Below are 15,933 nucleotides of genomic sequence, written 5' to 3' on the forward strand. Positions count from 1 at the left end.
CTGGATGTTTGTAGGTGTTGGTTTGCCAGTATTGCCATGAGGATGACTCCACATCAAGATACGAAGCTCCTCATTTGTAGCTACGAAGATACAAAAAAGAGTAGAGACGCCAACAGTTCCCTCCTCATGAAACTGGAGTTCCCTCCCCATGAAACTGTAGTTTCTCCCATATGGAGCTGTAGTTTCTCCCGTATGAAACTGGAGTGCCAATAGGGGTTGGCACTGGATTTTCACTAGATGGAACCAAGGGAAGAGGCAGACGAGACAACAAAAAGAGAGGAGATGCCGATGATGACATCTCCTCTCTTGGGGGATTTAGTGGGGAGATGCGATGCTCCTCACTGTGTATGTTGGCTTGTACCGCAGGCTAGGCGGTGCTTGCTCCGTTTGCTGCTTATCGCTTGGGGAAGGTAGGCTGCGGATGCGCCTTGACCTCCTCCAGGAGTACGCGTACGGCTGCTTCTAGCTGACTATCATGTCCCTCGAGGACGCGGTTGTAGTCGAGCGGTACCACGACATCGGGCTCGAGCTGCTTATTCTCGAGGAAGTCTCCCTGCTGGGTGCGATAACCTACGGCGGGGATGCCGAAGAAGAGCAGCGGGTTCTGCATGGTGACCCAGTTGACCGAGGTCATAGTACCTGGTACTGGCATGCCGACGACCTTGCCCATGCCGAGGGTCTGGTAGACCCATGGAGAGCCGTGTGCATTGGAGTAGTCAGCCTCGCAGACGAGCATGACTGAGGGCTTGGTCCATCGCTTGCTAGGCATCGTGCAGTAGTCCTGCCCACGAACCTCTTGCTGCAGATAAGCCTTGCCGCTGAAGAAGGTCTCGAGGTCTTCGTGCAGACGACCACCACCGTTGTAGCGGATGTCGATGACGATACCATCGCATTGGTAGTACTTGCCCATCACCTCACTATAGACGGTGCGGAACTCGTCGTCGCCCATGCTCGGAATGTGTACATAGCCGAGACGACCGTTTGAGAGACGCTGTACCTCAGCTTCGCGAGCCTTGACCCAGCGCTTGTAGAGTAGTCCCGAGAAACGGCCCGAAGAGATCGGACGAACGGCCTCGGTGATCTCCTTTTGCTCCTTATTACTATAGAAGGTGACAGCTGTGAGCGTGCCCGTAGTGCCTGCGAGGAGGTCACGCCAGTCGGTGTGGTGGTCGATGCGTGTGCCATTGATCGCGACGATGCGGTCGCCAGGCTGTAGCTTGGTTAGGTAGGTGTCAAAGGGACCGCCCGTAACGATTTCATCGACGATGATCCCCTCGAGGGGTAGGGAGTACCAGTTGTAGAGTAGTCCCAGATGTCCCGTAGCTGGCTCGCTAGAGCTCTGTCTGTAACCCGAGCCGGTGTGCGATACGTTGAGTTCGCCCAGGATCTCGCTGAGCATCTCGGAGAAGTCCTCGTTCGTCGCGATATGGGGCAAGAACTGGCGGTAGTGGTCAGTCAGCCCCTTCCAGTCTACGCCGTGCATATCTGTGCGGTAGAAGCGTAGCCCCTCCTCACGAACCATAAAGTCGTACATCGCCTCACGCTCGGCGTAGCTATCTAGCTCCACACGAGCACGGTAGTTGACTGGCTCAAACTTCTTCGAGGCGGGCGTAAAGCACTGCACCCGTCCAGAGGATATGACGAAGATCTTATCCCCCTTGGGAGTGGGGCGCATATAGGCACTGCCCGAGAGGTCTAGCTGACGTAGCATGGAGGTATTGCCCTCGCGTAGGTCTGTCTGCCAGAGGTTGTACCCACCCTCAAAGGCTGAGAGGTAGTAGAGGTTCTTACCATCGGCATCTACATAAGCGTCTGCTAGGTCGCTCGAATTGGGCGTGAGCCGTACGATGCGGTCCTCGATGCCCTTGACCTCAACGATGATAGGCTTGGTCTCGTCCTTCTTAGCACTATCAGTGGGAACGGGATCAGATCCATACTGTAGCGTGTCTAGTCCAGCACGGTCGTAGAGGTCGCGCTCTTCGGGTGTCATGCTAAACTTCTCGTACGCCTTGCGATTGAGGAAAACGAGGAAAGCATCGCTCATGGAGCCCCACGAAGCGTGGTTGCGCATACCATATCGGTCTGAGGTAAAGAGGATCGCATTGCCCTCCATAACCCAGCCCGTGAGGTCGCTGAAGTAACCGGTATTGGTCAGGTTAATCACCTCGCCACCAGTCGCTCTTACCAAGCCTACGTCACCAAAGGGTGCATGGACATTGGGTGTATATCCGAAGGCTATCCAGCGACTGTCAGGACTCCACTCGTAGCTTATGTAGCCGTGCATCTCGGGCTGATCCTTGCCACTGGTAACCTGTGTGAGCTTCTTGCTCTCGACATTATATGTATAGATGCGCTTGCGGTCTCCAACGAAGGCGATCAGCTTGCCATCGGGTGAGTACTGGGGGAGGGCTTGCTCCATCTTGCACTCGGGCATGAGGGGCTCCTCCTTGATAATGGTAGCAGAGGCGAAGTCTAGCTCCTTGTCTGAGGCGATGGTCGCCTTGTAGAGGATATGCTTGCCGTCACGGCGTGAGTCGTAGACGAGCGTCTTGCTGTCGGGACTCCAGGTGACACTCTCCTCGGCGCCGGCGCTCTGGGTGATGCGCTTCGTCGTGCCATGCTCGACAGAGGTGACGTAGACATCACCACGCATGATGAAGGCTAGCTGCTTGCCGTCACTGCTGGGCGTGAAGGAGCTCCCTCCACTGCTGGCTGTGCGGCGGTACACTTTGTCCTTAGGACCCTCGGTGCGGAGGGTGATCTGCACCTTTTGCGGGGAGCGTCCCTCGGTCATGGTGTAGAGATCGCCATCGTAGGCGAAGCAGAGCCGTCCGGAGCGTGAGATACTGAGGAAGCGTACGGGGTGATTGCGGAAGCTGGTCACCTGCTGAGCGGTTTGCTCGCCGATGCGCTGCTTCCAGACGTTGAGCGAATTGCTCTTGCCTCGCTCGCTGATGAAGAAGACGGTCTGGTCATCAGGTCCGAAGACGGGTGAGAGGTCTTCGCCTGGCTCTAGTGTGCAGGCGGTGGTGGCTCCTGTCTTGGGGTCTACTATATAAATGTCTCGTGTGACGGAGCTGGTGTGGTGCTTGCGCCACTTATTCTCAAAGCCCTTGATGTCTTGCGCTACGTAGCGGTCGCCACGATGGCTGAAGGTGACAGCCTCCAGAGGACGAGCGTTGTAGAGCATAGGCGTGCCGCCATCGACAGGGATCATATAGAGCTGCGAGAGGATGCCCGAAGGATTGAGCGCACTGGTAGCAGGCTGCTGGAGAGATTCGGACATAATGATAAAGCGACCGTCGGGTGTGTAGCACTCGACGGTATGGCTATTGCCCGAGTGGTGCGTGATGCGCTTGACATCGCCACCGAGGGCTGACATAGTGTAGATGGAGCGGTGCCCATCACGATTGCTCATGAAGGCGATACGCTTGCCATCGGGACTCCATGTAGGGTGTGACTCGTACCCATCGGAGCCGGTCAGGAGACGAGCCTCGCCACCGATCGCGTCGACAATGTAGATGTCGCCTTGGTAGCAAAAAGCTATCTGATTACCATCTGGTGAGATCTGGGCGTAGCGTAGCCAACGGGGTGTCTCCTGCGCTACAGCCCCCACGAGCCAGGTGGCTGAGAGGGCTAGTAGGAGTAGGAGACGCTTGCAAAGGGAAGTGTTCCTCTTCATAAAACGGATATTCTTAGGGGTATTTACTTAGACGATAGAAGTTCGGTAGTGCGCTTGATGAACTCTTGTAGGGCAACGCCTCGTAGTTCACCAGCAGAGAGTAGAGCCAGCTCGACGATGTGACGTATCATAGGCTGCTTCTCGGCATACTGGTCGAAGAAGCTTTGCATCTCGCCGTGTAGCTCTTCTTGCTGCTTGTGGAGAGCCTCCTTCTTCTCTTGTAGTTCTTTCTTTTGCTCCTCGGTAGGCTCGGTTTGCTCCTTGGCCTCCTTGTCTAGCTCTGTGACTTGCTCTTGGAGCGTGGCGAGCTGGGAGCGCAGGGACGCAAGCTGTGGCTCTAGCTCCTTGCCCTCACCCTCTAGCAAGCTCTTGATGAGCGGGTGATCCGCATTGAGTACGAGTGAATAGCTGTCGGGGAGTGAGTTGTAGAAGGAAGCCCCAGGCTGATACTGCGACATCTCTTTCATACGGCGCATCCACTCCATACGCGTGACCACTGCTGGCTGAGCATCCTGACCCATATTACGCAGGAAGATCTGATAGTTGACCTCGCCTGTGGGGAGCGCCTTGGCAAAGAGACTACGCATGATCTCGGTCTCATGTGCGGAAGCGTCGGTCGTCGTGTCGTCACGCTGGATCAATTGGTCGACCGTGTCACTGTCTACACGTACGAAGTGTGTGTTCTCCCACTTCTGCTCTAGATGGTTGAGTAGGGGCGTGTCGAGCATGCCGTGCATGTGGAGTACGTTGTACCCCTTAGCCTCGGCAGCCTGTATGTAGCTGTACTGCGCCTCAGGATCGGTGGCGTAGAGGTAGACGAGCTTGCCGTCCTTGTCGGTCTGATTGCTCTTGACCAGCTCACGATACTCCTCGGGCGTGTAGAACTTTCCCGCCACATCCTCCAGGAGGAGTAGTGACTTGAGCGCACGCTCCTCCATCTTCTCATCGGTGAGGATACCATAATGTATGAAGACGGAGAGATCGGGCCACTTAGCTTCGTAGGTGGGGCGGTCATTTTTCATGATCTCCTCCAGCTTGTCGGCCACCTTCTTAGTAATGTAGCTGCTGATCTTCTTGACATTGCTATCAGACTGTAGGTAAGAGCGCGACACATTGAGCGGGATGTCTGGTGAGTCGATCACACCATGGAGCAAGGTCAAGTACATAGGCACGATGCTCTCCACCTCGTCAGTCACAAAGACCTGATTGCAGTAGAGCTTGATCTTGTTGCTCTGCAGATCCACCTTGTTGCTCACCTTGGGGAAGTAGAGTACTCCTGTCAAGGTGAAGGGGTAATCCACATTAAGGTGTATCCAAAAGAGCGGCTCGTCAGCTCCTGGGTAGAGCTTGCGGTAGAACTCACGATAGTCCTCGTCCGTAAGGTCTTGAGGTTTGCGGAGCCAGAGCGGGTTGGTGTCGTTGATCACATTGTCCTCCTCGGTATCCTGCATCTTGCCGTCCTTCCACTCCTGCTTCTTACCAAAGATAATGGGGATCGGGAGGAAGCGACAATACTTCGTCAGTAGCTCCTCGATGCGTGCCTGCTCGAGGAACTCGCTGCTCTCTTCGTCCAGATGCATGATAATGTCGGTACCACGCTTGGTGCGGATACCCGTACTCATCTCGTAGGCAGGCGAACCGTCACAGCTCCAGTGGACTGGCTGTGCATCTGGCTGGTAGGAGAGGGTGTCTATCTCGACACGCTCGGAGACCATAAAGGCTGAGTAAAAGCCTAGTCCGAAGTGCCCGATGATATTGCCGGAAGCATCTTTGTACTTCTCCAGGAAGTCCTCTGCTCCAGAGAAAGCTATCTGATTGATGTAACGCTCTACCTCATCGGCAGTCATACCGATACCGTAGTCTCGTACGGTGAGTGTACGCGCCTCCTTATCTAGTAGGACCTCTACACGGAGATCCTCAGTGCTGCCTACCTCCGTGCCACGAGCTATCAGAGCGCGTAGCTTGGTTGTCGCATCGACTGCGTTGGATACGATCTCACGAAGGAATATATCATGCTCACTATAGAGAAACTTCTTGATGACGGGGAATATGTTTTCACTCGTAACCCCGATTTGTCCTTTATTACTATTCATAAGCTTGAATTATTTGTCTGATTTGAATGGTTACCGCTAGTCGCCCTTCTGGCTAGAAGAGGTGAACGAGGGTAGGGCGAAGCCTAGTGTTGCTTCATCGCTCTTTGCTTGCGACTCCTTTTGCGGTACACGCTTGTCCACCTCCATGAGGAGTTCGCCCTCAGAGACACGCAGACGCACCGTGTCGCCTACATTTGCCTCACCATCGAGGATGAGATCCGTTAGCTTGTCCTCGATCCAGTGACGTAGAGCACGTCTCAGCGGTCTAGCACCGTACTCTAGGTCAAAGCCCACATCGGCGAGCTTGTCCTTTGCCGAGGGCGTGACTACGAGGTTGTACCCCTGCTCGGTGATACGCGCCATGATAGGACGAAGCTCCACATCTACGATCTTGCGGATGTCCTCCTTCTCTAGGCTGGCGAAGTAGATCGTCTCATCAAGACGGTTGAGGAACTCAGGGCTAAAGTGCTTCTTGAGCTGCTTGCTCAGCAAAGCCTCCTGCTCCGTCTGGGTGAGCTGCACCTCCTGACGGAAGCCGACGCCAGCGCCAAAGTCCTTGAGCTGGCGCGTACCAATGTTGCTCGTCAGTATGATGACTGTATTCTTAAAACTCACGTGCGTACCATCGGCAGCGGTGATAAAGCCATCGTCGAGGATCTGCAGGAGTATATTATAAACGTCCGGGTGCGCCTTCTCTAGCTCGTCAAAGAGTACGACCGAGTAAGGCTTGCGTCTTACCTGCTCTGTGAGCTGTCCGCCCTCGTCGTAGCCGACGTAGCCAGGAGCGGCGCCCACGAGACGAGAGACGTTGAACGACTCCATATACTCACTCATATCAATACGTATGAGTGCGTCCTCATCGTCAAAGAGTAGCTCGGCAAGCTTCTTAGCTAGATAGGTCTTACCGACACCTGTTGGACCAAGGAAGAGAAAGCTCCCGATGGGTTGCTTGTCGCTACCCAAGCCGAGGCGGTTACGCTGTATCGCTTTGACCACCTTGTCGATCGCATCATCCTGACCGATCACTATATCCTTAAGCGTCTGGCGCATCTGGCGTAGCTTAGCGTGCTCCTCCTGACTAATGTTGGAGATAGGCACCCCGCTCATCATAGAGACCGTCTTGGCGACCGCCTCCTCATCTACAGGTAGATAGATGGCAGCCTCCTGGGCATGTGCTTTTTCCAGCTCCTCGTCCACCTCTTTCTGGACTAAGTCTTCCTGCACTTTGAGGGTCATAGCGGTGTCGTAGTTGCTCTCACGCACTGCCTTGTCACGAGAAGCGCGATAGGTACGCAGCTGCTGTCGGAGCGAAGCGACCTTGTCGCTCTCACCCATCTTGCCCTTGAGGTGCATACTCGCGCCCACCTCGTCCAGGACGTCAATAGCCTTGTCGGGGAAGTAGCGGTCGTAGATATATCTATTGGTCAGGCGCACCATAGCGACCAAAGCTTCGTCGCTGTAGTGTACATGGTGAAACTCTTCATATCGATCCTTCAGTTGACGCAGTATCTCAAGCGTTTCCTCGGGTGTGTTTGGCTCGATCATCACCTTCTGAAAGCGACGCGCCAAGGCTCCGTTCTTCTCAATGCTCTTGCGATACTCATCTAGTGTGGTGGCGCCGATCACCTGTATCGTGCCACGCGCCAGAGCCGGCTTGAGCATATTGGAAGCGTCCATACTGCCCTCTGTCGAGCCAGCGCCCATCAGCGTGTGGATCTCGTCAAAGAGTAGGATCGTATTACCCAGCATCTCAGCCTCCTTGAGTAGTGCCTTAAATCGCTCCTCAAAGTCTCCTCTGTAGCGTGTGCCGGCTAGCATCTGTGCCAAGTCTACGCTGTAGAGCACCTTGCCACGAAGCTTGTAGCTCACCTCGTCGCGCGCTAAGAGCTGTGCTAAGCCCTCGGCGACGGCTGTCTTACCGACACCCGCCTCGCCGATCAGCACGGGGTTGTTCTTCTGTCGGCGACAGAGTATATGTGTGATACGCTCTAGTTCCTTAGCACGACCAATCATCGGGTCTAGCTTGCCATCCTTAGCGAGCTGGTTAAGGTTGGTCGCAAAGGCATCTAGCGCAGGTGTCTTAGAGCGCTTGCTAGACTTGTTAGAGGCTTTCTCCTCCTTGTCGCCCTCATCATCGGCATTTAGGTCGAAGGGGTTGCTTCCCGAGTTTTGCGTTACCTTGCGCTGCTCGTGACGTATGATCGCCTTGATATGCTCTTGTATCTCTTCGGGCAGTTCTTCTAGTGGCACAGCGCGCATAGAGCTTTTGTCCGTATCCCCATTGGGATCATTTTGAGATACGAAGACCTCTACTTGCTTTACAATGGAATTAGGATCCAATTCACTAGCAGGCTCTTTCGTCTGGGTAGCGTCTGAGCTTAATACGCCTGAGAAAATCTTCTCAAAGGGAGCTTGCCATGCAGCGACATTTAGCTCTTGGCGCATCTCCTCTGTCAATGCATCAGGCATCCCCGTCATAGCTGCGGAGAGGATCGTCTGAAGCATCTGCTCCTCCGCCTCGACACTGGCTATCGCCTGCACCTCGACAGAGGTCGCTTTAGAGCTATGCTCTAGACTGTTCTGTACATAGCTAGCTAGGATCTCCTCCTTAGCGGGACGAGAGGTGATGTATGGCCATGGGTAGATGTCCAGTCGCCCCTCGTGTAGCATGTAAGCGACAATACGCGGTGCGTCAATCACGGGAAAGTCATCATGATTGGGGAAGATCTCCCACGCCCCCTCAAGGATAGACTTTACCTGATCGTGGTAGTAGCGTATGAGCTCTGCACTAGGCATCGTGTAGTGACCCTGGTCGAAGATGCTCTGGATCTGCTTGTAGTACCCACTCTTCGCAGGCTCCTCAAAGAGCGTGTATTGGAGTTGAGAGAGCGGTATATTCAGAGTTCGCAAGATGAAGGCACTAGGAAAGGTGTCTTTACTGCGAGCTAAGTCGATAAAAAGCGGTCTAGAGATGTCTAGTTGCTCCCCCGAACGTAGTCCGATAGCGCAAGCTCTAGAAAAAGCTCTGACCACTTGATTACTTATTTGGTATGGCGTGAAATTCATGCGTATATATTATCTCTTGAGAGTGAATTATGTTATGCTTGGTACCGCTTCAAGGGTACTAGCACTGGGCGATATATGCAGGTGCACAGCACAGCTAGGCACCCTAATGTAATAGTCTCGCTGTGTAAAGGTACTCAAAAACTGTACCACGGCAAGGAATACAGCTGGTATCAACTCGCTTCATGTCGTCGATAGACTAAATAGACAGACGAGAAAGCGGATAGGACAAATTGACCCAATGATGTAGGCAAAGGTAGGGTAAAAAGAGAGAGACCTACTGAAGCCTCATCTGCATAAGGTCATCCAATAGGTCTCTCTCGTGGTACGCAGGATGAGAGTCGAACTCACACACCATTGCTGGCACTACCCCCTCAAAGTAGCGTGTCTACCAATTCCACCACCTGCGCATACAATATATTATTATAGTCTCTTACAGCAACTACTACGCCTAAAGTAATCTTAGGTGCCCAAGACAGGAATCGAACCTGCACAAACTTGCGTTTACTAGTACCTGAAACTAGCGCGTCTACCAGTTCCGCCACTTGGGCTTGTAGCAGTGACTACCTGTGTACATATAATAAACTCTCCATAGTAGTAATGGGGAGTCTAAAAAGAGTGCTGTAATCAGGAGATCGCTACCTCCTTAAGACTAAGAATCCTCTTACTCCGTCACACTTGCTGACCATCTTGTCAAGAAGTTGTGACCTCGTATGAGGAATCAGAGCGGTGCGGACGGGACTCGAACCCGTGACCCCCTGCGTGACAGGCAGGTATTCTAACCAGCTGAACTACCGCACCTCGGTTGTTTTGCTCTGCAAAGGTACAAAAAAATATCAACACTGCAATAGCTGAGGTGATCTTTTTTGCGAAGCTCCAAATGAGACCTTTCAAAATAGGCTCACTAGCCTAGGTATAGAAAGTGAGAGCAACGCTCCTCTGCTCCTTAGCGGTGACAAAGGTACGACAATTTTTGAAACTAACAACTGCTTCCTCGTCAATTTCTACTCCGTAAGTTACGACCGTGATAAGAGCGTACGCTATCTTTGCGACTTAGATCTCTGTTAAATAGACTTTTATCGATTGACCCTGTGGTGATGAAACATCTATTCTTGTGATAGAAAGATTTTATTGGCGGTGCTTTTGTCGCCTCATAAACTGAAATTAGAGACGTCCACGTGGATATTTCAAAATTCCCAGGTGAAGAAAAAGAAATCTCCACGTAGGGACGAATCATTTCCTCCGAAGTTTCATTTGATTCCTCCGAAGTTTCATTTCATATCCACGTGGAGAATTTTTATTTTCCACGTGGATATTTCAAAATCCCCACGTGGATATAGTTCAACGCAAAGAGAAGCTGACAAAAAGATCTACTGGTGTCTGATAAAAGTCAGGACAATTTTGTTTGCATGGAGAAAGCCTGTCGACTGTTGCAACAATCTCAGAATAGCTCAACGCACCAACGTGTAGACCGAGCAGAGCACTGTGTCAAATATATTCCGAAACGAGTTGTGGCTCATGTGGGGACGAATCTTAAGATCAAAAGTTGTCCACATAAGTACGGGGGGATACGTGATACTGACCAGAGTAAGGTCTGGGGCTAACGAGTTCCTTACGTAAGGTACTCGTCGAGTAAGTATGGGTGCAGGAGGTCTTGCGCCTCGGCTGTGTAGTGCTGCTGCGCGGTGCGTATGGCTAAACTTTCGGAGCGACAGGGTGGTGGAGGTGTCGCGGAGCGGTGCCACTGCGTCAGGAGTCGTATGGCGGGCTGCCCTACGTGGTGGTGCAGCCCGCAGAGACGTGTGAGGTTGTAGCGATGCAGCACCGCTTCCCGACGCAAGAGAGGCAACGCCTCGACGGGCGTGACGAGGCAGAGCGTTGGCTCAGGCGCCACGAATGCCTCTAGGTAACGAAAGAGCAGGTGTGGCGCAAAGCCCTCTTCCGTGTGGCGCGCCTGGCGGAGCGGTGCAGTAGCGGGCTGGAGTCCGTCGTAGTAAGGGGGATTGGAGATGATGAGATCGTAGGTACGGGGCGGCAAAGCTAGCTCAGGCGCGGTGATGTCACACGACAGTGCCGTGAGCCGATCGCCGTAGGGAGATCGTGAGAAGTTGTCCTGAGCGGTTCGGACCGCTTCGTCATCGATGTCGATGGCGGTGACCATGGCGCTGGGATAGGTCTGCGCGAGCATCAGTGATAGGATGCCAGTGCCTGTTCCCACGTCTAAGACTTGGCTGGCCGTGTGAGCCGTCCTAGCCCACGCTCCGAGGAAGAGCGCATCGGTAGAGATACGCATAGCACAAGCCCCCTGCATGAGAGCGTAGTGTCGCATGCAGAAGGGCTTGTCCATAGTTTTTTTTGGCTGTTGGCTGTTAGCTCTTCTCAATTCTGCAAATCGGGTTACTCGTTACGTTTTGATACAACGGAGACACTTGACGTGTAACGATATGTAGGGACGCACGGCTCGTGCGTCCGTCCCCGTTAAAGGTTACATCATTAAGATCGTTCGACAACGGACGCCCTCCCACTAAACACTATCCGTGCGTCCCTACAAAGGGTTACACGTGTCATCATTACTCGTCTCGCTTTGATACAACGGACGCCCTCCCACTAAACACTATCCGTGCGTCCCTACAAAGGGTTACACGTATCATCATTACTCGTCTCGTTTTGATACAACGGGCGCACGAGCCGTGCGTCCCTACAAATCGTTACTCGTCTCGCTGTTCTACAACCTCTTAGTACTCTTGCCAGCTCTTGATCTCGAGTTCTTCTAGCGAGAGCGTGCAGAACGCCTTGATGTAGGTAGCAGCAAGGCGAGCATTGGTGATCAGCGGGATGTTGAGATCGATTGCTGCACGGCGTAGCTTGTAGCCATTGGTCAGCTCACCCGTAGAGAGGTTCTTATTGATGTTGACCACGAGGTCTACCTCATGCCGGTGCAACAGGTCGAGTGCTTGTGGCTGCTCGGTGCTGTCGGGCCAGTGAACGAGCGTAGCAGGGACTCCGTTCTCCTCTAGGAAGTGCTGCGTGCCCGCCGTAGCGTAGAGCTTGTAGCCTTTCTTGTGGAGGAGCTGTGATGCCTCGAGGAGGTCGGCCTTTTGCTTGGCGCCACCTGTCGAGAGGAGGACGCCACGCTCTGGTATGTGATGCCCTACGGAGAGCATCGCCTTGAGGATAGCCTCCTCGGTGTCCTCACCGATACAACCCACCTCGCCCGTGGAAACCATATCGACACCTAGCACGGGATCAGCCTTTTGCAAGCGGGAGAAGGAGAACTGCGAAGCCTTGATCCCCACATAGTCTAGCGAGAAGGCATCCTTCGTCGGGTGCTCATAGGGCAGTCCTAGCATGATCTTGGTTGCTAGGTCGATGAAGTTGAGTCGCAGCACCTTGCTCACGAAGGGGAAGCTACGCGAAGCGCGGAGGTTGCACTCGATTACTTTGATTTCGTTACCTCGTGCGAGGAACTGAATGTTGAACGGGCCTGAGATGTGTAGTGCTTCGGCAATCTGGCGCGAGATGCGCTTGATGCGTCGTACGGTCTCGACGTAAAGCTTCTGTGCGGGGAACTGAATGGTCGCATCGCCACTGTGGACACCAGCGAACTCGATATGCTCGCTGATCGCATAGGCGACGATCTCGCCATGGTCAGCAACGGCATCCATCTCGATCTCCTTGGCATGCTCGACAAACTGTGACACGACCACGGGGTGGTCTTGAGACACATTGGCTGCGAGCTGCAAGAAGCGGAGTAGCTCCTCCTGATTGGAGCAGACATTCATCGCAGCTCCTGAGAGGACGTAGCTAGGACGCACCAAGACGGGATAGCCCACACGATCCACGAAGCGGTCGATGTCCTCAATGGTGGTGAGCTCGCTCCACTCGGGCTGGTCGATGCCTAGCTCGTCTAGCATGGCGGAGAACTTATGACGATCCTCCGCATGGTCTATATCTTCGGCTTGCGTGCCTAGGATGGTGACCCCATTGGCGGCAAGACGTAGTGCCAGGTTGTTGGGGATCTGACCACCCGTAGCTAGGATGACACCCTTGGGAGCCTCTAGGTCTATGATATCCATGACGCGCTCGAAGGTGAGCTCGTCAAAGTAGAGACGGTCTGACATATCGAAGTCTGTACTGACGGTCTCTGGATTGTAGTTGATCATGATAGAGCGCAGACCCGCCTTGCGAATGGTGTGTAGCGCATTGACACCGCACCAGTCGAACTCGACGGAGCTACCGATACGATAAGCTCCCGAGCCTAGCACGATGACCGACTTGCCGTCCTGCTCTGTGGCTATGTCGTGCTCCTCGCCATGATAAGTGAGGTAGAGGTAGTTGCTCTCGGCAGGTACCTCGGCGGCTAGCGTGTCGATCTGCTTGACATAAGGTAGTATGCCGAGGCTCTTGCGGTGCTGGCGTACCTGGTCAGCCTCTTTGTGTAGGGGCTTCTTGTACTCCTTGGTGACGGCACGAGCGATCTGGAAGTCGGTGAAGCCTTGCTCCTTAGCTTGTCGTAGTAGCTCGGCGGGGAGACTCTCGATGGAGTCACAAGTGCCTAGTGTCTCGGAGGTCTCTAGGATGCCTTTGAGGCGATAGAGGAACCAACGGTCGATCTTCGTAAGCTCGTGGATCTGTTCCACGCTGTATCCCTGACGGAACGCTTTGCTGATAACGAAAATGCGGGTGTCTGTTGGCTCCCGCAGAGCTGTATCGATGTCGGGGATGACGAGCTCTTTGTTTTCGCAGAAGCCGTGCATACCCTGCCCGATCATGCGGAGTCCCTTTTGGATTGCCTCCTCAAAGGTGCGACCGATAGCCATCACCTCGCCGACAGACTTCATGCTACTGCCGAGCTGACGAGACACACCATGGAACTTACCGAGATCCCAGCGTGGTATCTTGCAGACGCAGTAGTCTAGTGCAGGCTCGAAGAAGGCTGGCGTGGAGCCTGTCACCGCATTTTGCACCTCAAAGAGTCCATAGCCTAGTCCTAGCTTGGCAGCAACGTGTGCGAGGGGATAGCCGGTAGCTTTGCTGGCTAGTGCCGAGGAGCGAGAGAGACGCGCATTGACCTCGATGACGCGGTAGTCCTCACTGTAGGGGTCGAGGGCGTACTGCACATTGCACTCGCCTACGACACCGAGGTGACGGATGATCTTGATAGCGATCGTGCGGAGCTTGTGATACTCATCGTTGGAGAGGGTCTGTGAGGGCGCGATGACGATACTCTCGCCGGTGTGGATGCCGAGCGGATCAAAGTTCTCCATATTACAGACGGTGATGCAGTTGTCATAAGCATCTCGCACCACCTCGTACTCGATCTCTTTCCAGCCGCGCAAGCTCTTCTCGATCAGTAGCTGTGGGGAAAAGGCGAAAGCTTTCTCAGCAAGGACTCTAAGCTCCTCATCATTGTCACAGAAGCCACTACCCAATCCTCCCAAGGCGTAGGCAGCTCGTACGATGACGGGGTAGCCTAGTTGGTTGGCAGCGACGAGAGCGTCCGCCATCGTAGTGACGGCGTGGCTCTGGATCGTCTTGACCTCTATCTCGTCAAGCTTCTCGACAAAGAGCTCGCGGTCTTCGGTCGCCATAATGGTCTCGACGGGTGTGCCGAGTACATCGATGCCGTAACGCTTTAGGACGCCCGACTGAAAGAGCTGGACACCACAATTGAGCGCTGTCTGCCCACCGAAGGCTAGCATGATGCCGTCGGGACGCTCACGCTCTATGACACGCTCTACGAAGTAAGGCGTGACGGGTAAGAAATAGACCGCATCAGCAACGCCTTCGCTGGTCTGTACCGTAGCGATATTGGGGTTGATGAGAACGGTCTTGATACCCTCCGCTTTGACAGCTTTGAGAGCTTGTGAGCCTGAATAGTCAAATTCGCCAGCCTCTCCGATCTTGAGTGCGCCAGATCCGAGTAGGAGTATCTTATTGTATTGCTTACGCTGAGTCATGGTTTGGTCGAGCTTGATGGGTTATTTCGACAATTGTGGGTAGTTCAAGACGGTGTCCTGAAAGTCTGAGAAGAAGTTGAGCGCATCTAGTGGACCGCCCTTTGCCTCTGGGTGGAACTGTACCGAGCGAAATGGCAGGTCGGTGTGCATTAGCCCCTCGTTGGTGCCGTCGTTGAGGTTGGTGTACCACTCTTCCCATCCCTGAGGGAGTGTCGCTGAGTTGACAGCGTAGCTGTGGTTCTGGCTGGTGATGAGACACTGGGGTGAGCCGACCAACTGGACAGCTTGATTGTGCCCGTGGTGTCCGTACTTCATCTTATAGATCTTGGCACCAGAGGCGAGCGCCATAAGCTGATTGCCCATGCAGATGCCGTAAGTGGGGAGCTGACGCTCGAAGGCATACTGTATCTGTCTGATCGTCTCCTTGCAGCAAGTCGGCGAGCCAGGACCATTACTGATGAAGACACCTCGCAGCCCCTCGATCTGCTCCAAAGGATAGTCCCAAGGAACGCGATGGAGGGTGAAGCGCTCATCGATGAGCGAGCGAAGGATGTTGTCCTTGAGTCCACAGTCGATCAGAGCTATATGACAATCGCCCGATCCGTAGATGCGCGGCTCGGAGCAAGAGGCTTGGGCAACTAAGTTTTGCTCTCCGATGGCAGGCTCTATGGGAGAGGTCTCGCCCTCGATAGTTATTGTGCCGACCTGGATACCATGGTCACGCAGATGCTTGGTCAGAGCTCGTGTATCGATGCCCGTAATCCCCACGACGCCCTGCTCTGCCATGAAGTCTCCTAGAGACTGCTCCGCATTCCAGTGTGAGTACTCAGGCGAGTAGCTATTGACTATCAGAGCACGCATGAGACAGCCGTCACTCTCGTAGTATTTTGGGATGTCGTACTCATCTCGGGTAGCAGCGGGGATACCATAGTTGCCCACCATCGGATAGGTCATCACCAAGATCTGCCCCATATAGCTGGGATCGGTGAGCGACTCGGTGTAACCATTCATGGCTGTATTAAAGACTACCTCCCCGGCCAACTGTCTAGTCGCACCGAAGTGCCAGCCCGTGTAGGTAGATCCGTCTTGTAGCGTGAGCGTAGCTTTGCGCTGTGTGGATGTTTGCATGATTATT

The 15,933-nt window shown here is 53.9% G+C and carries 6 protein-coding genes and 3 tRNA genes; all 9 read right to left on the minus strand.

Features of this window, described 5'->3' with window-relative positions:
- Window positions 1-394 precede the first annotated feature (394 nt).
- Complete coding sequence (locus PORAS_RS05430; RefSeq protein WP_013760488.1) at window positions 395-3,682, minus strand: S41 family peptidase; 3,288 nt, start codon at window positions 3,680-3,682, stop codon at window positions 395-397.
- Between the two features lie 23 nt (window positions 3,683-3,705).
- Complete coding sequence (gene htpG / locus PORAS_RS05435) at window positions 3,706-5,775, minus strand: molecular chaperone HtpG (protein WP_013760489.1); 2,070 nt, start codon at window positions 5,773-5,775, stop codon at window positions 3,706-3,708.
- A gap of 36 nt (window positions 5,776-5,811) precedes the next feature.
- Window positions 5,812-8,841, minus strand: a complete 3,030-nt coding sequence (locus PORAS_RS05440) for an ATP-dependent Clp protease ATP-binding subunit (protein ID WP_013760490.1) — start codon at window positions 8,839-8,841, stop codon at window positions 5,812-5,814.
- Between the two features lie 320 nt (window positions 8,842-9,161).
- Window positions 9,162-9,248, minus strand: a tRNA-Leu gene (locus PORAS_RS05445).
- Window positions 9,249-9,305: 57 nt separating this feature from the next.
- Window positions 9,306-9,389, minus strand: a tRNA-Leu gene (locus tag PORAS_RS05450).
- 176 nt (window positions 9,390-9,565) lie between these two features.
- Window positions 9,566-9,639 (minus strand) — tRNA-Asp (locus tag PORAS_RS05455).
- A gap of 811 nt (window positions 9,640-10,450) precedes the next feature.
- Window positions 10,451-11,185 (minus strand): tRNA1(Val) (adenine(37)-N6)-methyltransferase, encoded by a 735-nt coding sequence (locus PORAS_RS05460; RefSeq protein ID WP_013760491.1) that lies wholly within the window; start codon window positions 11,183-11,185, stop codon window positions 10,451-10,453.
- A gap of 388 nt (window positions 11,186-11,573) precedes the next feature.
- Window positions 11,574-14,798: a carbamoyl-phosphate synthase (glutamine-hydrolyzing) large subunit gene (carB, locus tag PORAS_RS05465; RefSeq protein ID WP_013760492.1), complete on the minus strand. Its 3,225-nt coding sequence runs from the start codon at window positions 14,796-14,798 to the stop codon at window positions 11,574-11,576.
- 21 nt (window positions 14,799-14,819) lie between these two features.
- Window positions 14,820-15,926: a glutamine-hydrolyzing carbamoyl-phosphate synthase small subunit gene (gene carA / locus PORAS_RS05470; RefSeq protein ID WP_013760493.1), complete on the minus strand. Its 1,107-nt coding sequence runs from the start codon at window positions 15,924-15,926 to the stop codon at window positions 14,820-14,822.
- Window positions 15,927-15,933: the final 7 nt, after the last annotated feature.

Origin of the sequence: Porphyromonas asaccharolytica DSM 20707 (assembly GCF_000212375.1) — a bacterium.
GTDB lineage: Bacteria > Bacteroidota > Bacteroidia > Bacteroidales > Porphyromonadaceae > Porphyromonas > Porphyromonas asaccharolytica.

Coding starts and splice junctions, on each gene's coding strand:
- PORAS_RS05430 (WP_013760488.1), bottom strand. CDS start 3,682: ATGAAGAGGAACACTTCCCTTTGCAAGCGTCTCCTACTCCTACTAGCC.
- htpG (WP_013760489.1), bottom strand. CDS start 5,775: ATGAATAGTAATAAAGGACAAATCGGGGTTACGAGTGAAAACATATTC.
- PORAS_RS05440 (WP_013760490.1), bottom strand. CDS start 8,841: ATGAATTTCACGCCATACCAAATAAGTAATCAAGTGGTCAGAGCTTTT.
- PORAS_RS05460 (WP_013760491.1), bottom strand. CDS start 11,185: ATGGACAAGCCCTTCTGCATGCGACACTACGCTCTCATGCAGGGGGCT.
- carB (WP_013760492.1), bottom strand. CDS start 14,798: ATGACTCAGCGTAAGCAATACAATAAGATACTCCTACTCGGATCTGGC.
- carA (WP_013760493.1), bottom strand. CDS start 15,926: ATGCAAACATCCACACAGCGCAAAGCTACGCTCACGCTACAAGACGGA.